This window comes from Halorhabdus sp. CUG00001, assembly GCF_009797925.1.
Lineage (GTDB): Archaea > Halobacteriota > Halobacteria > Halobacteriales > Haloarculaceae > Halorhabdus.
In genome coordinates this window covers 1,350,205-1,370,175 of record NZ_VOLB01000001.1, presented here as the reverse complement: position 1 = coordinate 1,370,175, position 19,971 = coordinate 1,350,205, and the positions used below count along the sequence as shown (strand labels likewise).

Below are 19,971 nucleotides of genomic sequence, written 5' to 3'. Positions count from 1 at the left end.
CCAGCAGTTCGGGCGAGCGCGCCCATAAACCTGTTGAGTCGCGGGCACTGCACCACGACGGCCCAGCTATTCCGCCAGGTCGACTTCGCGAAGTGCTTCGTTGAGGTCGGCCCGGACGTGCTCGCCGAGTTCGCGATCGCCTGCGGTCGTCACCACGCGGTTCTCCTGGACACTTGATCCATCCCGGATGAGGAGTCGGACGTTGCCGCCCTCGTCGGCGCGGGTCGCTTTCGCCCGGACGCCACCACGGGTGCTTGACCCGCCGGCGTCGATCGGTCCGGGGATAATCTTCTTGACGTGTGGGTGCCCCGCGACGGTTTCGATGGCTCGCTTGCCGTCCCGGTTGCCGATCAGCGTCGAGTGGGTGCCACCGATCTTCTCGGCGGGACTGGCCTCGACGACCTCGAGGGCAGGTTCGCCCTGTCGCTCGATGACGCGCTCGACGGGATCGTCGCCTTTGACGCGAAAACACTCATAATGGAACTGCGACCGGACGGCGTCGATGACCGTCCGATCCCCGGTGACGTAGACTTCTTCCGGGCGCTTGCGATGAACCTCGTCGGCAACTTGCCCGGCGAAGTTGCGCAACTCGACGCCGCTTAGCTCGCCGTCCTCGGGCGTCGTCGTGACGACCCGCGTCCCCAGGATCTTTTCGCCGTCGAGAGTCGTTACGCGTGCCCGATCCCGATCGAGATCGAGTACGACTACGTCGGCGTTTGCTGTTCGACAGACCAGACAGTAATCGCCCGGTCGGTCGAGGTCAGCGGCGCACTCTCGACACTGCATTACTGTCTCGTGGGGACTCACGCCGAATAAGCGGGACGATCCGCGCGCCTCGGGCGACTCACCGGTAGGCCTCGAACTCCTCGCCGAAGACGAGGAAATAGCCCGTCCCGACCGCCCCGATCGCGGCCGCAAGCGTGAACGCGATCTCGGGGCTGGCAAAGTCCCAGAGGTACCCGCCGATCGCCGCGCTGGGGATGACAACCGTGTTTCGCAGCAGGTAGTACGTCCCGGTGACACGGCCGCCGGTGTCTTGCTTGGCTGGGCCGACGATGAGTGCCTTGTGGGACGGCAGGCCGGCAAAGCGCAGCCCCGAGAAGGCAAAGACGGCGAGCATTGCGGTCGCCGTTGGCGGTGCATTGATCAACACGACCGGGAAGATCGCATAGACCGCAAAGCCGACCGCGACGACTGGTTTGAGGCCGACGTATTCGGCGACCTTCGCTGCGGGTGCCATCACCAGCAGCGCGACCAACATCTCGACGCCGAGCAGGACACCGAAGAAGGCCGCCGGCGAGAGGTCGATCGCGTAGGAAACGCCACCGATGGCGACGGTCGTCTCCAGGCCGACCGCGAAAAATCGGGTGACGACGAGCACGAAGAAGACGTAGACCATACCGTTGGCGAACCGGACCAAGGTATCCCCGACGAGCAGTGGCCGGAGTTCCCGGGGCATCTCTCGGAGGTCCGCGCGGATCTGTTCCAAGCCAGCGAAGCTATCGCCGATGGTGTCTTCGCTGGCGTCGTACAGCCAATGTTGGACGAGCGTCCCGACAGCACCGAAGGCGACTGCGACCGCGAGCACGTACCGGAAACTGACTGTAAACGACGGGTGGAGGCCGATCAAAACAGTCGCGAGTACGGGGCCGACCAGAAAGGCGACCCGCCGGAACGTCTCGGTCGCCGCGAAGCCGACCGCCAGCCGCGAGGGCTCGGTCGCCTGCTTGACGACGGCGAAGGTCGCCCCGAGGCCGAAGGATTTCCAGGCCTGGGCCAACAGCAGGCCGACGAAGATCCACACCCACGGCTCGACGGTCAGGCCGGCGACCGTGAACGCGCCGAGTTGGCCCGCGGCCAGCCAGACAGCGAACCCGAGCGTCGAGAGGAAGCCAAACAGCGTCAGGGCGTATCGCGACCCGATCCGATCCGAGATCGCACCGCCAGGGTAGGGAAACACCGCCGAGATGATGTTTCCGAACGTCCCGAAGAGACCGACGACGAATCCCGACGCGCCGAGTGTACGCATGTACTCGGGGAGAAAGCGGCTGGTCATCTGGAAGCCGAGGCTGAAGGCGAACATCGCAATCGAGAGGACGAGGACGTCTCGACGGAGCGCGAAGACGGACCGAAACGCGTCGATCGGGCCTGCGGCTTCGGCCTGCTCGTCTGGCATGTCCCAGCTTCCAGCGCCGAGCGCCAAAATTCTTCGCCGTGCGTGCCCATCTTCGGCTCCGCCACACTCGAGTGTCGAGGCGCCACTCCGATTCGAAAATGCGAAACCACCGCTGAATCGTCCGCGGTAGAATAGTGCCTGGCTGCGTCTCAGGCTACCTGCTTTGAGACGTATGCTCCCCAGGACTCGTGTTCGACCACGAGTGCCTGTGGCTCTGTGGATACCGACAGTGTGATCGAATCTCCAGCCTCGATCACATCGTATTCGTCGGCCCAGACGTTCGGATACGACGTCCGCTGGCTGGCATAGGTCGCGACAGCTACCTCCGCCGGGTCGATTTCGCTCTCTGTCTGTGAGGTGATCGTCAGCGATTCCGCTTTGGCGTCATATTCGACGTCGAACTCGAATGGTGGATGGAACGTCTCTGAGAACACAGTCTCTTCGTCGGACCCGTTTTTCCAGACGACCTCGACAGTCGATCCGGTCTCGGCGGCGAGGTCGATACTATCGCCCTCGGTGACGGTATCGGAGAACCCGTCGATTGACTCGCCATCTACCGTCATCTCGAAGGCATCAGCCGACCACTCGCCCTCTCCTGCAAACGTCAGGGATTGCCCGTCCATCTCGAAGTGGACCATGCGACGCAGACTAATCCCATCGATCCGGACGGATTCTTCAGGCCCAGTCCATTCTACGGTGACGATACTCAACCGATCGAACTCGATGTCGATACTGTCGCCGTCCGCAAGCGTTTCGTACTCTTGGGCGAATGGCGTTTTCGCCTCCAATCCGTGTGACTGGACGGTGAACGCATCGGGATCGCCCGTATAGCCGTCGTCACTCCGATAGACGAGCTCGAACCCGTCCGTAGAGTGGTGCAACTCGAAGGAGACCGGCGGTTTGATATACTCACTGAAGGCCGTCGCTGGCCCGCCCGGCCCGACCCACTCGACGAGGACTTTGGCCCCCGGATCGGCGTCGATGGACACGCTGTCGCCGGATTCGAGGGTTTCGTATTCATCGTCTAACCCGCTCGAAAGCTCCGTGCCATCGACGGTCACTCGGTACTGTTCGGGGTCACGGGCTTCCCGGCCCTGATACACAAGCGTGGGGTGGTCTTGTTGATCGAGTGAGAAGTACCCGGGGACCTCGGCATGGAAGTAGTAAATCGACGTCGATGTCGATTCGGTCACGGTGCCTCGCTCAACCGAGTGTGTTGTAGAAAGGGTGACCCGATCGTACAGTGTGACGTCGTCGATCTCGATTTCGTCTTCCGGGGACAACGTCTCGTGAGATGCCCCAAGAGATCGTTCCGTCGTCTCCTGTCGCTGGTAGTCGTCCTCACGGCCCGATGTCGAACGGTGTTCGATCTCGATGCGCTCAGTGGCTGTGATCGGCTCTGGACCAGTGTACGTCAGCGTCAGTGTCTTGGACTCACGGTCGTAGTCCTCCTGGAAGGTCACACCGTCGGCGATCAGCTCGTGACTGACGACCGTCTGGTATTCGGGATGCTTCGGATCGGTCCACTCCAGTACGATCGTCGAAAGCAGATCGGCCTCGACGGTGATGACCTCTTCCGGGTCGAAGGTCTCGCCGTTCCAGACATTCGTTACTTTCTCGCCGTCGACGTACAGTGCTAGCCCCTCCGTCGAGACCGCTTTTTCCTGCGTGTGGTGGAGTTTCGCTGTCCCCGCTTGGGCATCATACTGAACGTGTAACCAGAGATCCGGCGCGCGTTCCCGGAGTGCCTCTGAAGGGGCAGGTACACGAGTCGTGCCGATGGCGACGCGACCGTCTCGTTTGATCGCTTTCTCGTCGATGTCGTCGACGCTCGTACTCTCCAACAGCGCCTCGAAGTCGTCCCCGTCGTAGGCCGCTGTCTCCGTATACACACCGACAATAGAGAAACTGATCGCCGTCGGGTCGATCCGATCGACGCCAATGGCCACCGTTTCTAGTCCGTCCGTGTCGATATCGGGAACGCCAGTGTCCGAACTCGGAGGGAACGACGGGAATACTTGAATGCTTGCCGAATCGACGACCTGTGCCAGCGACAGGCGCGTCTCTTCGGAGAACTCGAATTCGTCACCGATTGCATCTTTCGCTGCCGAGAGGCCGTCGGTCCAGGCTCCGCTCTGGGGAGCCACACCGAGAACAAAGAGCCCGTCGTCGCGATGGACTCCGTTTTCGGGTACTCGTTTCGGAACGGTTGGGTCGCTGGCGTCAAACGAACCGACCAGCGCCAGGATCTGCTTTCGGTTTTCACCGTAGATCGCAGTTGCAACTCGATCGACAGCTTCCTCGTCGAGATCGAACTGATCTGTGCCTGCTCCCCACATCGTCATCGCAGTGGTCTCTTGATCGGGCGACGGCACAGTAACACTGAGGCGCGAGGCCTGCGTGCCGTCGACGGACTCCGGGATGGGATCGAGAACTGCCTCGACGTCGTCGGGGAGGGCTGTCTCATCCGAGTCGGGCGTCGGCGTTGCCGTTTCGGAGGGGGACGATTCGGCCCCAGTTGTCGTCTCGCCTGCGGCGGCGATACTGAACCAACTGGGGAGGGCGGCCATGGTGACACCGGCAAGGAGTTGCCGGCGGGTACTGCGCACCATATCCACGTCATTGCACCTCTCACTCATTAAGATTTTCAAATACACAACTCGTGTCAGGACATCTGCTGCCATCGTCCCGCTACGTATCACGAAGCCCTCTCACACTTCCCAAGCAGGGGCCAGAATCAACTGCTGGCGTCGAGATTAGTCTCGTCGTCTGTGGCTGGCCACTGCTGCTCACTTGCGAATGGGAAATCAGCCTGGCCGATACCCCACGGTTTCTCGGTCACACTGGGAGGGGCGCCAGTGGCGTCGAGAGCCGAAACGGCGTCAGTTCCCTCCAACACCACCAGCCCGTGGGGGTGGCCTAGACTGCCTTGCAACAGCGGGAGGCCGTCTCTGAATACTGGGCGTGAGCCGGTTTCACTGTCTTCGAAGTCGTACGGAGTGCTCTGGAGTTCCCATACTGTTCCTGATTGGTTCGATCGCATTTCGATCAGTTACGAACGACCCCACAGCGAGACCGAGCGGGAAGCTGTCGAGTACGATCGACTGCCGTCGGAGCTGACTGGCCAACTCAGAGGGCTGCTGGATCTGCCTTCGTGATCTCCCGGAGGACGACCGTCGCATAGGAACCTTTCGGGAGCGCAAACGAGAGCGTCAGCGGATCGCGCTCGACAGCCAGAGCCGTCCGCAGCAACATCGCCCGTCGCGTCCCTTCCGAGTGGAACTCTCCCGGAAGGTCGAAGTCCGCCGGAGTGATTCCCAACTCATCGAAGACAGCCCGCTCGATCTCACCAGGCTCGCCATCCGCAAGCTCACTTTCCGTCCCGAGCAGCGGCGCAGTCACGAACGCTCGGCCGCGCTCACAGTGTCGGCGAACTGTCCCGACATTATCTTCGGTCACGCGCTGGATCCGATCGGTATCCGGCAGTTCGAGTCCGTCAGGAGCGTCGCTGTCGGCGAAACAAACCACGTCGCCGGCCACCGGCTCGTCGAAGGGCAGGCCACGTTCCAGCCGTGCCGAGAGGATACGATTGAACGCATAGGACTGGGCGGCGTTGACGAACAGCTGCTGGAGGTTCGTTGGCACGGCCTCCAAGGCGTCCCGGAAGTCGTCTGGCTCGCTGGCCCCGTTCTCGGCCAGACGATGGCACATCGACCGTTCGTAGCCCAGCCGGTTTGGCAACCGGTCGAGTGCGCCCGCCCAGTCTTCTGTTTCCGTAACGTATGCCCGCGCCTCACGGGTCTCCTCGCGCTCACGCTCGTGTGGATTTCCGACGTAGGCGAGAACCGCAGCTTTCCAGTCGCCCCGGGCGATGGCGAGGCCGACCTCGTGGGTGACCGGCCGCTCGCTGCCGAACCGTTGCTGGCCGAAGAAGTTGGGCACGCCGACGGTCGTCGCGTCGCCCTCGCCGTCGAATCCACTGCCGGCGAACGTGGCGAGTTCGTCGACGACGGCTTCAATCCGGTCTGGACTGTCCGGTTCGCTGACGACGATTTCGAACGCGTTGCCGGCCAGGTCGCCAAAGAGGATCGGTCTGCCGCTTCGACCCAAGACTTCGATCTCGACTTCCGAGAGGTCGATCCCATCGAGAGCCCCAGGATCGACTTTCGTGGCGGAGAACAGCTGGGTCGTCCGGGCGTGTTTGTCTTTCGTCCCGGCCCAGGAGACACGTTCGCGGCTAATCGACAGCTGATCGGAGAGGACGTTTGCGAAGTCGTTCGTGTCCCACCCCGAGAGGGTCGCCCGAAAGACGACGTGGGGATATGCCCCGCGCTCGGCATCGATCGACTCGACGTCGAAAGCCTCGATCTCGCGGACAGCGAAGGCTGCGGGCTCACGGCGGAGGTGCCCGCCGACGCCGTCGCTATCGCTGACGTAGTATGCCATCCCGACCGCTTGCTCGAGTGGGTGTGCCTGGCGCATGTGGGGGATTCGGTTTGGCTACACTGTCGGCCGAAAAGAGCGTGCTGGTCTCTGTGGCCGAAACGACGGACAAATCGAAAACAGACCGCGCGCGTCTACAGTGCGTCCGTAAGCTCGTCGAACTCGTCGATCTCGACGCCCTCGTCGGTGATCTCGGCGATCACGAGCCCGTTCCCGGAGCCGGTGTCGCGCTCGCTTGCGGCCTGGACCGCTTTCGTCGCGAGTTCGCGGGCCGCCGCCGTCGAGAGGTCAGGTTCGTATTCGCCTTCGAGGGTCCCGTAGGCGAGTTGCATTCCGCTGCCGGTCACAGCGTAGTCGTCTTCCATGACGCCGCCGGCGGGGTCGATCGTGTAGACGTGACTGCCCTCGTCGTCGACGCCACCCAGGATCGGGTGGATCGCAAAGAAGGGGCCGCCACGGGCGAAGTTGCCCGCAAGCGTCGCCAGAGCGTTGATGCTCATCGGCTCGCCGCGCCGGGTCCCATAGAGGCTGGCCTCGGAACGTAGCGTGCGAATGAACGACTGGGCGCCACCGACCGAACCGACCAGCGTCATGGCCGCAGTCGGGTGGATCTGGTCGACTTTCACGACGTTCTTGTTCGAGACGAACCGGCCGCCAAGGCTGGCTCGGCGGTCGGTCGCGATGACGACGCCGTCCTCGGTCGCGAGGCCAACCGTCGTCGTGCCGGTCTTCGTTACGTTTTCCTTGTCACCGTTCTCGGTCGCGATCGAGCCGAGTTCCGGACTGTACGGGTCGATTGCGTCGTCGCCAGTCGGGTCGAGATTCATGTCGGGGTTCATTCGTCGTCACCACCAAGTAGGTCGCGTTCTTCGAGATGCTCTTCGAGTACGTCCTGGCCGACCGTGAGGACGCCCTCCTCGTCGACCGTCTGGAGGTCGACGCCGTCGGGGTCGAGGCCGTCGTCTGCAGGCTCGGCCAGCCCTTCCAAGGCGAGGCCGACGCCCTGCTCGAGGGTCAGTCCGTCCTCGTAGTTCTCTTCGAAGTACTCCTGGATATCCTCGCGGCCGCCACCGACCGCCAGGGCTGACCACTCGTATGGGGTCCCGGAGGGATCGGTCTCGAACAGGCGTGGCTCGCCGTTCTCCATCCCGCCGACGATCAGTGAGACACCGAACGGTCGCGCGCCGCCAGTCTGGGTAAACTCTTGGATGGTGTCCGTGATCGCCTTCGTCAGGGACTCGACGCCCATCGGCTCGTCGTAGCGCAGCCGGTTGACCTGTGCGCGCCGACGGGCAAAGTCGATGAGTTTGCGCGCGTCAGCGACGTGGCCTGCCGAGGCGATGGCGATGTGATCGTCGATCTTGTGGGTCTTCTCGATACTGTCGCGTTCGATCAGGTCCGACCGAGCCTGGCGGTCGGCCGCCAGGACGACGCCCTCTTCGGTCCGGATGCCGACGCTCGCGCTGCCGCGTTTGACGGCCTCGCGTGCGTACTCTACCTGGTAGAGCCGGCCGTCCGGCGAGAAAATCGTGATCCCGCGATCGTAGGCCTGTTGTTGCTGGTTTCCTTGCATAGGTCGTGTGTTCACTCCGAGTTAGGGCACGTGACACATAAAGGCTTCAGTAAGAGGTAAATAGGAGGATTGAAAGCGGTCGAGTCGTCGCCGATCAGTACAGCGAGAGGTCGCCGGTAACACGGTCGACGATATCCTCGCGTGCCGGGCCGACGGCCAGTGCCGAGACGGTGCCCGGTTCGAGTTCGGTGTGGCCGGCGTCCCGGACGATGGCGTGAGCGATCCCTTCGCGCTCTGCGACATCGGCGAGTTCGAACAACTGTGACTCGCCGTCTGCTTGCAGGACGATTTTCTTTTGGCCCTCGCCTTTCCACTCGGTTTTCGTCCGCCGGTCGGCATCCTCGTAGGCCGAAAGCGAGGCGTGAGCGACCTGGGCGGCGAGTTTTCCCTCGCCCATGTTCAGGTCGGCGCGGGCGACGATCGCCTGTTTCATACTCGCGATCAGTTCTGGGTGGACAAAGGGGCGACGATTGTACGTGGGGTCGACGATCAGCGCGCCCGTTTTTCCGAACCCGACGCTTCATTAGGACGGCCATTCGAGAGGTGGGTATGATACTCTCAGATACGGACATTCTGCGGCGACTCGAGGAGGGTGACCTCCGTATCGAACCACTCGACGATCTTGATTTGCAGGTCCAGCCCGCAAGCGTCGACCTTCGGCTCGGTCGTGAGTTCCTAGAGTTCCAGCACGCGAACATTCCGTGCATCCACCCCAACAGCGAGCAGGAAGTCGACGAGTACGTCGAAGAGACCGTCGTCGAGGAGGGTGGGGAGTTCATTCTCCATCCCGGCGATTTCGTGTTGGGTACGACCAAAGAACGCGTCGCGATCCCCGACGACTTGATCGCTCACGTCGAGGGCCGCTCCTCGCTGGGTCGGCTCGCGGTCGTGGTCCACGCCACAGCGGGACTGTGCGATCCCGGGTACGAGGGCCAGATCACCCTCGAACTGTCGAATCTCGGGACCGCTCCCGTCGCGCTCAATCCGGGCATGCGCATCTCGCAGTTGACGTTCACCGAACTGTCCAGCCCTGCAGAGCGCCCGTACGGCGAGGAACGCGGCTCGAAGTACCAGGGCCAGGAGGGGCCACAGGCATCGCGGATCCAGGGCGACCGGGAGTTCGGTGGTGACCAATGAAATTCGTCGAGGAGATCGTCGTCGAGGAGTTCCTGCCGACGTTCCGATCGTTGCTTGCCGAGCGCCTTCGCGATCGGGGCCTGACCCAGCGAGAGGTCGCCGATCTGCTGGGGATCAGCCAGAGTGCGGTCTCGAAGTACGCCCACGGCGAGGTCGAACGCAACGAGCGGCTGCTTTCCGACCAGCGCCTCGAAGAACTGGTCGAGCGCCTGGCAGACGGCCTGGCCGACGGAGAGATCAGCACCGTCCAGGCCCTGGCCGAAGCGGAGGTGTTCGTCCGCCAACTGGAGGAGGGTGATCTGCTCGCCCAACTCCACGAGGAGGCGTTCCCGCAACTCTCCGAACACGGCGGGACGATCGCGATCCACGATCCGGAGAGTCGCGTCCGCCAATCTGAGCGTGCGCGCTCGTCGGTCCGCCGGGGTCTAGGGATTCTCGAAAACACGAGCGGGTTCGCCCGACTGATCCCGGCCGTCGGGTCGAACCTCGTGGAGTGTCTCCCGGGTGGGGACGGCATCGACGACGTCGTGGCCGTCCCCGGACGGATCCTCGACGTGAAGGGGCGAGCGTCGGTCCCGGGGGATCCGGAGTTTGGGGTCAGCGAACACGTCGCCAGCGTCCTGCTTGCGGCCCGCGAGTACGGCAACGACGCCCGAGCGACGCTGAACGTCGCCTACGAGGCCGAGTTGATCGACGCCCTGCAAGCCCAGGGATACGTCGCGGCCGAGTTCGACGCAGACGCGGACCTCGACACTACTTTCCCGGACGTCGATGGCATCGCCGACGCAGATGTCCTCTACCAGACTGGCGGGTTCGGCGTCGAACCGATCGCCTATTTGCTCGGATCGGACGCACCCACGGTCGCCGAACTGGCGCGTGACCTGGTTTAGGTATGCCGACCGACCGGCGGGCGATCCGGCAGTTCTACGATCGGATCGCGGGACCGTACGACCGACTGGCAAGCGGACCGGTCGTCCGCCGCTGGCGGCTCGATGTGATCGACGCGCTCGCGTTGCAACCAGGTGACGTCGTCGTCGAGATGGGCTGTGGCACCGGGGCAAACCTGTCAGCACTTCGCCAGCGAGTCGGCGAGGGCGGGCGCGTCCTCGGCATCGACCTGACGCCAGGGATGCTCGAACGGGCTCGCAGGCGCGTCGACCGAGCGGGGTGGGAGAACGTCACTCTCCTGACCGGGGACGCCCGGGACCCGCCGATCGAGGGTGGTGTCGACGCCGTGCTCGGGACGTTCGTCGTCGGACTGTTCGACGATCCGGTCGCCGTCGTCGAGGCCTGGTTTGCCCTGCTTGCGGGCGGGGGTCGGCTCGGATTGCTCGACGGGACGCTCAGCGACCGGCTGGCCGGGCGGCCGTTGAACCTGGGTTTCAGGGCGTTCACTCGATTGTCCGCCCCCTCGAGTCGCGGCGACCGCGTGTCACCGGCCGTAACCCTGGCCCGCAGGGTCCGAGACGCTCACGATCGAGTCCTCGAACGGTCGCATGACGGCGAATCCAGCCGACGCGCGCTCGGCTTGGTCCGCCAGTCGAGTGGACGGATCGAGTGAGACTGCGCCAGTGCGGAGACGAAACTGTTCGCCGTGCTATCCCGTTCGTTGCCAACATCTGAATGCTTCATCTCTCGGCCGTCCAATCTACCTGCGGATGGCGTCTCAGATCGTCCGTCTGTGCCTTGACAGTCTCTCGGTCGCTGCCGCTGGCCGTACGGGGTTGCTCGGGACCGAAACTGACAGTTCGACGGTCACACCAGCACCGTACCGGCGAGACGGTCGCCGTCGACGTCGGTCAGTAGCACCGCCAACGTTCTCACTCGTAGTGGGCGTGTTCCGGGCAAAATTCTGGCTCACGAAGTTGTGCCTCGACGACACCTGGCTGGCGATGTGGGTTCGACAGCCGACAGCGATCGTCGTCACAGAACCCCTCGCCGGTTTCGAGATAGTCGACGGCCTGGAGGACGTACCCCTTCAGTGCGTCGGTCGTCCGGGGATCGTCTGCCACCAGAAAGTCCCCGTCGACCTCGTTTTCGAGGACTTCTCGCGGCGGGGCATCCCCGGACAGTAGGGCGTGTTTCTGCTTTTCTTTGTAGTACTGTTCGGGCTTTGCGGGGGCCTCGTAGAGACCGGGCACGGAGAGCAGCGTGGGCTGGCCGAGGACGTTCACGCGCTTGTGCCAGCGCCCGTCGTGATCGCCCCACGTGCCGAGGACGCGATCGACCAACGGGACGTGGAGATGGTCGAGGCTGCGCTCCTCGGCGGGGAGCCGGCCCCACAGTGCCTGCTGAACAGCCAGACCGTCGTAGAGGACGCCCCCAGCCCGCTCGGGGTGTTCGAGTGCGCGCTGCTCGTAGCGGACGATCCCGAGCATCGTGTTACCAGTCTCGGGATCGGACGGATCGAGCACCCTGGCCGCCGCGAACGCCTCCGGAAGGGTGTCGTCGGCAAATCGCGAGAGGAATCGGTCCCGGACGCTGACGCTGGCATCGATCCGTTCGGCCAGCCACTCGGCGATCGAGTCGGCGTCAGCGACGGTCGTCGGAGCGCGGTATAAGGTGACCTCTTCGACCATATTTTTTGGTGGTACCACTGGGTAAAACGAGTTGCGGACCGGCCATCGTTTCTCTCAGGGGCGCGTGACGTGATCGATTCGATCCGACGGTCCGTCGTGGCGGGGTGGTTGCGTCGTTTCGGTCCGGAACCGACGACTGCTCCTGTCAGACGAACGCCGGACCGATGGGCTCTGCGTCTTCGGCCTCACGCCAGGAGTGGGCGGGTTCCCAGCCCAGATCTGTCCGGGCCTTCGCGGTCGAGAACGCGGATTCCTCGCCCTCCAGCGCACAGCGGTCCGGCAGGTCACCGAACACGGTCTCGATGGTTTCGGTCGTCGGTCGACCGAGGTAGTTCTCCGCCGCCACGGCGAGGTAGGCCTCGTGGCCGTCGATGTCGGCTTCAAGCGCCGCTTCGACGAGCGAGACGACGTCACGGATATCGATGTACGACCAGAAGTTGCCAGATCGGTCTGCCGTCTCTGGGCCGAACCCGTCACGGACTGCTGTCAGGTCGTAATCGCCGGGGTAGTTCACCCACGACGGCCGCAGCGAGGCGACCGAGATACCGTACTTCCGGACGGCCATGCGAGCGAGGTGTTCGCTCACGAACTTCGAGATGCCATACGGGTCTTCGGGGCGCTTTGGGTGCGCTTCGTCGATGGGCAGATAGTCCGGCAGGAACGGCGGGTCGGCGTAGGGCATCCCGTAAAGACTCTCGCTTGAGGTGTATACCACGTCGGCGTCGACGGTGCCGGCGGCCACGAACACGTTGTAAGCGGCCATCACGTTCACGCGGAACGTCTCCGATCCCGGCCGCTCGCCCATTCTGGGGATGCCCGCACAGTGGACCACCGCGTCCGGTCGGGTCGTCTGGATCAATTCGCGCGCCTGGCCGTGATCGGTCAGATCGGCCCCGAGAAAGCGCGCGTTGGTACGCTCGCCCGGTGGCCGACGCAGGTCCACGCCGACGACAGCGTGGCCGTCGGCCGCGAGACTGTCGAGGACCCAGCTTCCGATGCCACCCGTCGCGCCGGTGACGAGGACGTTCATGTCCATTGCTCGGCCGGGGCCGTGTTAACGTCGTTGCTCGCCGCGACTGCGGGCGGAGTCTACGGAGGGCACTTGATCGCGTCAGTCGTCAGCGGGTGCGCGCGTCGTCATATCGACCGGCTCGGCGTCGACGCCGAGTTCGTCCAGGGCGACCTGCGCCCCGCGCTTGCCCGACAGCAGCATGGCACCGAAGGTCGGCCCCATGCGCGGGAGGCCGTAGGTCGTCGCCGTGGCCATGCCCGTCGTGATGAGACCGTCGTGGACGAGACCAGTGTGTTCGACAACCGCGTCCTCGCTCTCGCCGACCCACATCGAGTCGTGACCGGGCGAGTCGTGGCCGGGTGCACCGTAGGTATCCTCGCCGGTCTGGTCCATGCCGCTGGCTTCGTCTTCGAGGCCCGGCGCGTTGAGGACGCCGCGCTCGTCGAGTTTCTTGACGGCCATGGCGTCGTGACCCGTCGCGTCGATCACCAGATCGGCCTCGACGGCGATCGGGTCGACGCAGGTAATCTCGCGGGGCAGGGCGTGGACCGGCGTCCAGTTCATGACGATGCCACCGACGCGGTGGTCCTCGCGGATCACGATGTCGGTGAACTCCGTCATGTTCTGCATCTTCGCGCCGGCGTCACAGGCGGCCTTGATCAGACCCGAACAGGCCTCGGGGCCGTTTGCGACGTACAGCCCTTCGCTGTCCTGGGAGCGCTTGAAGTCGACGTCCAGGTCCTCGAGCACCTGCTGGGCCGGGTCCCGGACGGTGACTTTGTTCATCAGGAAGCCACCGAGCCAGAAGCCGCCCCCGAGATAGTTGTTCTTCTCGACGACCATCGTCTGAACCCCGCGTTCGGAGAGTTCCTTGGCGGCCATCAAGCCGGAGGGGCCGCCACCGACGATGATCACGTCGGAGTCGGAGAAATCCATGAACTCTTCGGTCCACTCCTGGCCGATCGCACGTGTTACCTCTGCCTCGCCGACATCGCTGAACTCGTCGAACTCTGAATCGCTCATACCACCTGGTGGTATCACTGGGTAAAACAAGTGTGTTTCGATGGCGGAGACAGTTTTCACTGCTGGGTTGGGGAGCGTTTGTCGGGAAGCACACGGCTGGCTAGTCGACCCGTTTCTGGGCGAGGCCGAGCATCTGGGCCGTCGGGAGTTCCCAGCCGTAGTTGACCGCGAGCAGTCGCGAACCGACGGTCATCGCCGCACAGCCCCCGGCGGTGAGGCCGGGCGAGACGCCCGCCACTGTCAACAGCCAGTAGGTGGTTCCGCCCAGGACCGCACAGCTCGCATAGAAGTCATCGAAGAGGATGAACGGCGAGCGATCGAGCAGGACATCGGCGTAGGCACCGCCGCCAGCGGCGTTGATGGTCGCGACCGCGACGACGCCGAAGGCGTTGACGCCGGCCTCGGTCGCGACGATCGACCCGGCGGTGGCGAACGCCGCGAGCCCCACCGCGTCGGCGACGAGCGTGATCGGATGTTCGTCCGGCGATTCGAGCAGGACGCTCAGCCCCAGCGCCAGCGAGACACCCAGGATTCCCAGCCCCATCTCGCCGAGATTCTGGAGCGCCAGCGGCGTCCGCCCGATCAGCACGTCACGCGTCGCACCGCCGCCAAAGGCCGTCACCAGGCCGACCACACCGATGCCGAAAACGTCGAACTCCTCGCGGATGCCCTTGGCCGATCCGACGAGGGCGAACGCGACGAGGCCGATCGTGTTCATCACCGCGAAGGGGTCAAGCAACGCGGAATCGAGCAGTTCGGCAAGCACTGTCTTCGAGCAGGCAAGCGACCCTAAAGAGCCCTCCGCTCGCCTCCGAGGACTGCCCGTCCCCGACAGCAGGGGCAAGGCTATCCCTTCGACGAGCCGATATGGGGCCCGGCAGACCCACCCGACGTTATTGGTCGTGAAAATTGGTGGTGAACAGTTATCAGCGGGACTGGCTGATTGTGGCACATGAGTACCGGCGAGCAGACGACAGCGGCGAGCGACGCACGGGTCATCTCGCCGACACCCTCGGGGACGGCCAGGCTGTGGGCGGTGATGGCGACGGTCTCGAAATCGCTGAAGCGTTTCGTTCCCGGTGAACTTCGATCGACGTTGAACGGACAGTTGTGGCTGTTTGCCGGGGCATCTGTGCTTTTGCCGGCACTCCTGGCGGTGTACGAGGGTGCGTGGCTGACAGCCGCCGCGATCCTCCTGGTCACCTTCGGTGTCGGTGGCGGGATCTACGGCGAGATGTACGTCATCATCGAGACCCTCCAGTCCGCGATGGGATCGATCAGCGAGGGCGAGTACGACATCGAGATCGCCGAAACGCGCACGGACGGGATCGACGAGGTCTATCGCGGGATCGAAACGACGGCCGGGGATCTCCAGACACGGATCGCAGAGGCCAAAGAGGCCACCGAGACGGCCCAACGGGAGCGCGAGCGCGCCGAAGCTGCAAAGGAGGAGGCCGAGCAGACGACAGCCCAACTCAGAGAACAGGCCCGCGCGTACAGCACTGTCATGGATGCCGTCGCGTCCGGTGATCTCACCCGCCGCCTGGACACTGCTGTCCAGAGCGAGGCAATGGGCGAGATTGCCGAATCGTTCAACGAGATGCTCGACTCCTTGGAGCGGACTGTGCTGGACGTGACGGAGTTTGCCGACCGCGTCGCGACGGTTAGCGGCGACGCCGCCGCCAGCGGCGACGAGATCGTCCGGGTAAGCGACGACATCAGCGAGTCGATGGAACGGATCGCATCCGGTGTCGACGACCAGCGCGATCGTCTCGGCGATGCCGCGGCCCAGACGAACGATCTTTCGGCGACGATCGAGGAGATCGCCGCCTCGGCCGCCGACGTGGCCGGGACCACCCAGGACGTGACCGACACTGCTCGATCGGCGCGCGCCGACGCGGAAACGGCGGTCGAGGAGGTCGAGGCCATCCGGACGGAAGCCGGTGCCACTGCCGAGGAGGTGCAGTCACTCGATGCGCGGATCGAGGAAGTCGACGAGATCGTCGATTTGATCGATGACATCGCCGATCAGACGAACACCCTCGCGCTGAACGCATCGATCGAAGCCGCACGCGCCGGCGAGGCCGGGTCCGGGTTCGCCGTCGTCGCCGGCGAGGTCAAAAGTCTCGCCGAGGACACCCAGGCGGCGACCCGCGAGGTCGAGACACTGATCGAGGAGATGCGGAGCCAGGCCGATACCGCGGTCGAACGCATGGGGGACATGGAATCGCGAGTCGAGACCGGTGGCGAAACCATCGAAGCGGCCATGAGTGCGATCGAAAACGTGGTCGAACGGATCGAGGAGGTCAACGCCGGCATCCAGGAGATCGACGAGGCGACCGACAGCCAGGCACAGACCACCGAGAACGTCGATCAGTCGATCGAACACATCGCCGAGATCGGCGACGACACCGCCGACGAAGCCCAGTCGGTCTCGGCGTCCACCGAGGAACAGACCGCCGCGATCACGGACATGACCGAAACCGTGAGCGAACTCGCCGAGGAGGCGAGAGGGCTCCGGTCGATTCTCGACGAACTCTCCGCTTCGCGCTAAGCGTCGGCATACGCGTCCGAAAGCGCCCTCAACGGATTGCGCCACGTCAGTACTATATCGACCACCTGCAGTCGGGCGGTCGTCACGGAAAACAGTGAGCGCAATCCGTCTCAGGCGTTGTCGGCGATGTCTGTGGAGGCGATCGTGTCTTCGCCGACGACGGTTTCGACGTCGATATCCTGGATCAGATCGACCAGTTCGACAAGTTTGGGGAAGGTGTAGATCGTCAGCCCGACGTCACCCTCGCTCGCGGTCAACTCTGAGTCGATGACGAACGCGATGTCCTCCTCGGGCCAGCCACCCATCTTGTCGACGATGCCGCTGGCCGGCCCATACGCGAACGATGGTGTCGACATCCCGATCGTCGTGTCCAGTACGTTCGCCCACCCGTCGATGTAGCCGGAGGTCATGATGTTGCCGACCTCTTGAATCGCCGACCGTTCCATGTCAGAAAAGCCCTCGCTGTCGTCACTGCCGATGTCGCCGACCAGCAGGCTCGCCAGTTCTTTGGCGTCGTCGGATTCGAGCATGAACAGGACGTAGCCGTGGGGCGGTTCGGTCAATTCGACGTAGATACCAACACGGTCGCCCTCGCCCATGTGGGTGCGGACGTCCTCGATATCGAGGAAGTTGATCTTCGAGACGGCAATCTCCGTCTGCAGACCAGCCATTTGATCGAGGTGGGCCGAGACCTTTTCGGACCCCTCCCGTGCGATCTTGTTGAAAAGATCGAGTTTCCGGATGTCCACTTCCAGACTCATGGCCCTCTCTACCCGGCGCGGCTACGTAAGTACTCCGCCATTCCCGGCGGTCGCCCCAGCGCTACTCGCTGTCGCCGCTTCTGATCGCTTGCTCGGCGGCGGCGAGAGTCACCTCGGTGTCGAAGTCCGCGACGATCGCGCGCAATTGCTCGTCGTCGTGGGCTCGTAACTGACGGGCGTGGGCCGTCATGTTCGGGATGGCCCGGATCACGTTGTCGATAATCGGGACTGTGGCGGCCTGGGCCGATCGGGACAGCGGATTGAGGTCGATCACGATTTCGGTTTTGTCCATCTCACCCAGTGCTTGGGCGCGGTCGCCGTCTTCTAGGGGGACGACGACCACATCGGCGTCGTAGATCCCGTCGGCGTCGACTTTCGCCCGCTCGTGGTCCAGGCCCGGGATCCGTTCGTCCGCCGCGAGGCCTTTGACTGACTCGGCACCGTGTTCACGGAGGTGCTTGGCGATCGCCTGGATGCGTTGCTCGGTCCGGTTGAACAGGTTGACCTCCAGGTCGGCACCCGTCGCCGCGGCGAGTTCCACGACTTCCCCGGGAACGAGGGCGGCGACGTTGCCGTTGATCGAGAGCACGGGATGGTCGGCCAACAGCAGATGTGCGGCCGCGGCGCGTTCGGCCGCTTCGGCGCTGTCGATCGTCCGCTCGCCCAGCAGGTAATCGAAGGCTTCGCCGCGGCCCTGGGCGATCAGCCCTTGCTGGCTCGTGATCCCTTTCTCGACCCCTGCCTCGATACGGTGGCGGGTCAACAGCGACTCGTAGCGTGGGTGACTCTCCGGGACCTCGACATCGCTCATACCACTCGGTCGGGTCCCGTCGGTGAAAAACGTCGGCAACTCGCCGTCGCCGGGGCGGCCGCCCTGCTGGCCTGTTACTTCCCGTCGCTGGCGTGTGGTTGCAGCTCAGCCTGGTCGCGATGACTGCCTCCGAGTACTGTCGCACCTGTGGGATCGACACGACAGACGTGCGGGTCGTATCCGGCGTCCGAGAGGCCGGTCCCGAGTGCGAACACCGTCTCGCCGAGCATCGCCATCGACGCTTCGCCACCGGCCTCTGTTACGTCCATGATCACGTCCTTGACGTCGGGTGTCAGGAGCCCAGCTTCGCGGGCGAAACGCCGCGAGGCGTACATGAACCGTTCGACGGTCGGTTGCTCGACGACCCGTGAGAGGGCGTCGTCGCCGGCTGCCGAGAGGCGCTCGGTGTCGCCGCCGATCACGTCGCTCGTGTCGAGTTCGCCAAGTGTCAGATATTCCACGCGAGGGCGGGCCGGTAGCCCGTCCAGTTCGTTCGCCCGAGGCCCACCCGCTTCGAGCCGTAACACCATGCCCCCGCGGGCCTGTGCGACCACGTCACCCAGACCGGTCCCGGCCTGGACCTCTGCGCCGTGGGCGACGGTCGTGAGTTCGGCCATCGAGAGTTCGAGATCGAATTCGTCAGTCGCTGCCAGTGCCGTTCCCAGTGCCATCGCCCCGGAGACGCCAAAGCCCGAACCGAGCGGCAGGTCGGTCTCGCCGATCACCGTCGCCTCGATCCCGAGAGCTTCCAGAACACCCTCGACAGCCCCGATGTCAACGCTCACGTCGTCGAGGAGTATCTCGGTCTCCGTATCGGGCCTGACCGTCACTGTCACGCCGTCGGAAAGCGTCAGCCCGCCTCCACGCGAGCCTGTCGTCGTCGGATCGTCGGTCCGCTCGACGGCGAAAAATCCCGTCACGTGCCCCGGCACGAACGCTTTCGCCTCGTCGGTCATCGACGGCTCTTCGATGGCCGTCCGGTAGAACCCTTCGAGACCGTTCCGGCGGTCGCCAGATTGATGTGTGTTTACGCTGTCTCTGATTGTATACACATGCCGTCAGTCAGCGTTCGCTTGCCCGACGAGGAGAAGGCCGAACTCGAATCAGTGGCCGAGTTACTGGAGGAAGACCGCAGTACGACGATCCGTAAGGCCCTTCGCGAGGGCCTGTCTGACCTGCGGGTTCGGCTCGCTGTCGAGCGCTATCAGTCCGGTGACGTCGGCGTCGCCGAGGCGGCCAGGCTGGCGAACGTCACCGTCGGCGAGTGGCTGGCGATCGCCCGCGATCGAAATTTGACGGTCCAACTGACGCGGGAGGACATCGAGCGTGAGGTCGAGGCGGCCAGAGACCTATGACTCGGATCTTCGTCGGGCCGGTGCCACTGGTCGATCTGGGGATTGTCGGGGAGACAAAACTGCTTGGTGCCTTCGACGGCGACATCGTCGTCCCGCAACTGGTCGCCGAGGCGGTCTCGACCGAGCCAGCCAAGACGAACCTAGCGAAGTTCGTCGACGACGGCGGCGCGACGATCGAACCCATCGATACCGAGTACGCCGAGCAGGCCCAGACAATCGTTGGCGTCTCTGAGCCCGTTGTCGAGAGTCGGCTGTTGGAACCGATTTTGGCAGCGATGGACGGCGACGAGGCGTCGGCAATCGGGCTCGTCACCGACGATCGCCCGTTTCGGACCATCGCCGACGGCCTCGGAGCGACAGTCACTGGGACCTTTGGCGTCGTGGTCCGGGCCGCAAGCGAGGACAAGTACCTCAAGACCACCCAGGCAAAGCGGATCGCTCGCCGGATCGACAGCCACGGGTTGCACTTGACGGGTGCACTCCGCGCCCAGGCAATTGGGGATCTCTGACTCCTGGCTACACAAGCGCTCGACGGAGTGTGTCACTG

The 19,971-nt window shown here is 64.1% G+C and carries 20 protein-coding genes; 6 read left to right on the top strand and 14 right to left on the bottom strand.

Translation table 11 applies throughout. From position 1 onward, the window contains the following. Positions 1 to 66: 66 nt before the first annotated feature. From FR699_RS06800 to pth2, 7 genes are all read right to left on the bottom strand, one after another. On the bottom strand, positions 67 to 786 hold the full coding sequence (locus FR699_RS06800; protein ID WP_154551168.1) for a DUF2103 domain-containing protein: 720 nt from the start codon (positions 784 to 786) through the stop codon (positions 67 to 69). 58 nt (positions 787 to 844) lie between these two features. Continuing rightward, the gene (locus tag FR699_RS06795) at positions 845 to 2,176 is read right to left on the bottom strand and encodes an MFS transporter (RefSeq protein WP_158854898.1); all 1,332 of its coding nucleotides are present in this window, start codon (positions 2,174 to 2,176) and stop codon (positions 845 to 847) included. Between the two features lie 149 nt (positions 2,177 to 2,325). Then, entirely contained in the window at positions 2,326 to 4,788 is a 2,463-nt protein-coding gene (locus FR699_RS06790) for a hypothetical protein (protein ID WP_158854896.1), read from the bottom strand. 517 nt (positions 4,789 to 5,305) lie between these two features. Next, the gene (truD, locus tag FR699_RS06785; RefSeq protein ID WP_158854894.1) at positions 5,306 to 6,658 is read right to left on the bottom strand and encodes a tRNA pseudouridine(13) synthase TruD; all 1,353 of its coding nucleotides are present in this window, start codon (positions 6,656 to 6,658) and stop codon (positions 5,306 to 5,308) included. Positions 6,659 to 6,753: 95 nt separating this feature from the next. Further along, the gene (gene psmB / locus FR699_RS06780; RefSeq protein WP_158854892.1) at positions 6,754 to 7,458 is read right to left on the bottom strand and encodes an archaeal proteasome endopeptidase complex subunit beta; all 705 of its coding nucleotides are present in this window, start codon (positions 7,456 to 7,458) and stop codon (positions 6,754 to 6,756) included. Further along, positions 7,455 to 8,192, bottom strand: a complete 738-nt coding sequence (gene psmA, locus FR699_RS06775) for an archaeal proteasome endopeptidase complex subunit alpha (protein WP_158854890.1) — start codon at positions 8,190 to 8,192, stop codon at positions 7,455 to 7,457. The genes psmB and psmA overlap by 4 nt, the downstream gene beginning before the upstream one ends. A gap of 94 nt (positions 8,193 to 8,286) precedes the next feature. Continuing rightward, the gene (pth2, locus tag FR699_RS06770; RefSeq protein WP_154551173.1) at positions 8,287 to 8,625 is read right to left on the bottom strand and encodes a peptidyl-tRNA hydrolase Pth2; all 339 of its coding nucleotides are present in this window, start codon (positions 8,623 to 8,625) and stop codon (positions 8,287 to 8,289) included. 116 nt (positions 8,626 to 8,741) lie between these two features. Here pth2 and dcd point away from each other — a divergent pair, with 116 nt between their 5' ends. From dcd to FR699_RS06755, 3 genes are read left to right on the top strand one after another with little or no spacing between them, the layout of a single operon-like run. Further along, positions 8,742 to 9,329: a dCTP deaminase gene (gene dcd / locus FR699_RS06765; RefSeq protein ID WP_154551174.1), complete on the top strand. Its 588-nt coding sequence runs from the start codon at positions 8,742 to 8,744 to the stop codon at positions 9,327 to 9,329. Further along, entirely contained in the window at positions 9,326 to 10,219 is an 894-nt protein-coding gene (locus FR699_RS06760; protein ID WP_154551175.1) for a thiamine-phosphate synthase family protein, read from the top strand. The genes dcd and FR699_RS06760 overlap by 4 nt, the downstream gene beginning before the upstream one ends. A gap of 2 nt (positions 10,220 to 10,221) precedes the next feature. Then, on the top strand, positions 10,222 to 10,890 hold the full coding sequence (locus FR699_RS06755) for a class I SAM-dependent methyltransferase (RefSeq protein ID WP_154551176.1): 669 nt from the start codon (positions 10,222 to 10,224) through the stop codon (positions 10,888 to 10,890). Between the two features lie 259 nt (positions 10,891 to 11,149). On the opposite strand, the gene FR699_RS06750 is transcribed toward FR699_RS06755, so the two are convergent. From FR699_RS06750 to FR699_RS06735, 4 genes are all read right to left on the bottom strand, one after another. After that, positions 11,150 to 11,908: a DUF6775 family putative metallopeptidase gene (locus tag FR699_RS06750; protein ID WP_158854888.1), complete on the bottom strand. Its 759-nt coding sequence runs from the start codon at positions 11,906 to 11,908 to the stop codon at positions 11,150 to 11,152. 145 nt (positions 11,909 to 12,053) lie between these two features. Continuing rightward, positions 12,054 to 12,938 carry an NAD(P)-dependent oxidoreductase gene (locus tag FR699_RS06745; protein WP_158854886.1) on the bottom strand — a complete coding sequence of 295 codons (885 nt, stop codon included), beginning with the start codon at positions 12,936 to 12,938 and terminating at the stop codon, positions 12,054 to 12,056. Between the two features lie 81 nt (positions 12,939 to 13,019). Then, positions 13,020 to 13,943, bottom strand: a complete 924-nt coding sequence (locus FR699_RS06740; RefSeq protein ID WP_158854884.1) for a sulfide-dependent adenosine diphosphate thiazole synthase — start codon at positions 13,941 to 13,943, stop codon at positions 13,020 to 13,022. Between the two features lie 100 nt (positions 13,944 to 14,043). After that, positions 14,044 to 14,661: a trimeric intracellular cation channel family protein gene (locus FR699_RS06735; protein ID WP_199268332.1), complete on the bottom strand. Its 618-nt coding sequence runs from the start codon at positions 14,659 to 14,661 to the stop codon at positions 14,044 to 14,046. Positions 14,662 to 14,895: 234 nt separating this feature from the next. Here FR699_RS06735 and FR699_RS06730 point away from each other — a divergent pair, with 234 nt between their 5' ends. Further along, complete coding sequence (locus FR699_RS06730) at positions 14,896 to 16,497, top strand: methyl-accepting chemotaxis protein (RefSeq protein ID WP_158854880.1); 1,602 nt, start codon at positions 14,896 to 14,898, stop codon at positions 16,495 to 16,497. 110 nt (positions 16,498 to 16,607) lie between these two features. On the opposite strand, the gene FR699_RS06725 is transcribed toward FR699_RS06730, so the two are convergent. The 3 genes from FR699_RS06725 to FR699_RS06715 all read right to left on the bottom strand — a co-directional run bounded on the left by FR699_RS06725 (position 16,608) and on the right by FR699_RS06715 (position 19,025). Beyond that, positions 16,608 to 17,258, bottom strand: a complete 651-nt coding sequence (locus FR699_RS06725) for a chemotaxis protein CheC (protein WP_154551181.1) — start codon at positions 17,256 to 17,258, stop codon at positions 16,608 to 16,610. A gap of 61 nt (positions 17,259 to 17,319) precedes the next feature. Then, the gene (locus FR699_RS06720) at positions 17,320 to 18,069 is read right to left on the bottom strand and encodes a 4-phosphopantoate--beta-alanine ligase (RefSeq protein ID WP_158854878.1); all 750 of its coding nucleotides are present in this window, start codon (positions 18,067 to 18,069) and stop codon (positions 17,320 to 17,322) included. Positions 18,070 to 18,143: 74 nt separating this feature from the next. After that, positions 18,144 to 19,025, bottom strand: coding sequence for a pantoate kinase (locus FR699_RS06715; protein WP_158854876.1), 882 nt, complete (start codon positions 19,023 to 19,025; stop codon positions 18,144 to 18,146). A gap of 96 nt (positions 19,026 to 19,121) precedes the next feature. On the opposite strand from FR699_RS06715, the gene FR699_RS06710 reads away from it, so the two are divergent. Further along, entirely contained in the window at positions 19,122 to 19,424 is a 303-nt protein-coding gene (locus tag FR699_RS06710; RefSeq protein ID WP_154551184.1) for a UPF0175 family protein, read from the top strand. Beyond that, complete coding sequence (locus tag FR699_RS06705; protein WP_158854874.1) at positions 19,421 to 19,933, top strand: hypothetical protein; 513 nt, start codon at positions 19,421 to 19,423, stop codon at positions 19,931 to 19,933. Before FR699_RS06710 ends, FR699_RS06705 begins: the two co-directional genes overlap by 4 nt. The last annotated feature ends 38 nt before the right edge of the window (positions 19,934 to 19,971 follow it).

Bases quoted from the DNA above. Each gene is read 5' to 3' on its own strand.
- FR699_RS06800 (WP_154551168.1), bottom strand. From the start codon at position 786: ATGCAGTGTCGAGAGTGCGCCGCTGACCTCGACCGACCGGGCGATTAC.
- FR699_RS06795 (WP_158854898.1), bottom strand. From the start codon at position 2,176: ATGCCAGACGAGCAGGCCGAAGCCGCAGGCCCGATCGACGCGTTTCGG.
- FR699_RS06790 (WP_158854896.1), bottom strand. From the start codon at position 4,788: ATGGTGCGCAGTACCCGCCGGCAACTCCTTGCCGGTGTCACCATGGCC.
- truD (WP_158854894.1), bottom strand. From the start codon at position 6,658: ATGCGCCAGGCACACCCACTCGAGCAAGCGGTCGGGATGGCATACTAC.
- psmB (WP_158854892.1), bottom strand. From the start codon at position 7,458: ATGAACCCCGACATGAATCTCGACCCGACTGGCGACGACGCAATCGAC.
- psmA (WP_158854890.1), bottom strand. From the start codon at position 8,192: ATGCAAGGAAACCAGCAACAACAGGCCTACGATCGCGGGATCACGATT.
- pth2 (WP_154551173.1), bottom strand. From the start codon at position 8,625: ATGAAACAGGCGATCGTCGCCCGCGCCGACCTGAACATGGGCGAGGGA.
- dcd (WP_154551174.1), top strand. From the start codon at position 8,742: ATGATACTCTCAGATACGGACATTCTGCGGCGACTCGAGGAGGGTGAC.
- FR699_RS06760 (WP_154551175.1), top strand. From the start codon at position 9,326: ATGAAATTCGTCGAGGAGATCGTCGTCGAGGAGTTCCTGCCGACGTTC.
- FR699_RS06755 (WP_154551176.1), top strand. From the start codon at position 10,222: ATGCCGACCGACCGGCGGGCGATCCGGCAGTTCTACGATCGGATCGCG.
- FR699_RS06750 (WP_158854888.1), bottom strand. From the start codon at position 11,908: ATGGTCGAAGAGGTCACCTTATACCGCGCTCCGACGACCGTCGCTGAC.
- FR699_RS06745 (WP_158854886.1), bottom strand. From the start codon at position 12,938: ATGAACGTCCTCGTCACCGGCGCGACGGGTGGCATCGGAAGCTGGGTC.
- FR699_RS06740 (WP_158854884.1), bottom strand. From the start codon at position 13,943: ATGAGCGATTCAGAGTTCGACGAGTTCAGCGATGTCGGCGAGGCAGAG.
- FR699_RS06735 (WP_199268332.1), bottom strand. From the start codon at position 14,661: ATGAACACGATCGGCCTCGTCGCGTTCGCCCTCGTCGGATCGGCCAAG.
- FR699_RS06730 (WP_158854880.1), top strand. From the start codon at position 14,896: ATGAGTACCGGCGAGCAGACGACAGCGGCGAGCGACGCACGGGTCATC.
- FR699_RS06725 (WP_154551181.1), bottom strand. From the start codon at position 17,258: ATGAGTCTGGAAGTGGACATCCGGAAACTCGATCTTTTCAACAAGATC.
- FR699_RS06720 (WP_158854878.1), bottom strand. From the start codon at position 18,069: ATGAGCGATGTCGAGGTCCCGGAGAGTCACCCACGCTACGAGTCGCTG.
- FR699_RS06715 (WP_158854876.1), bottom strand. From the start codon at position 19,025: ATGACCGACGAGGCGAAAGCGTTCGTGCCGGGGCACGTGACGGGATTT.
- FR699_RS06710 (WP_154551184.1), top strand. From the start codon at position 19,122: ATGCCGTCAGTCAGCGTTCGCTTGCCCGACGAGGAGAAGGCCGAACTC.
- FR699_RS06705 (WP_158854874.1), top strand. From the start codon at position 19,421: ATGACTCGGATCTTCGTCGGGCCGGTGCCACTGGTCGATCTGGGGATT.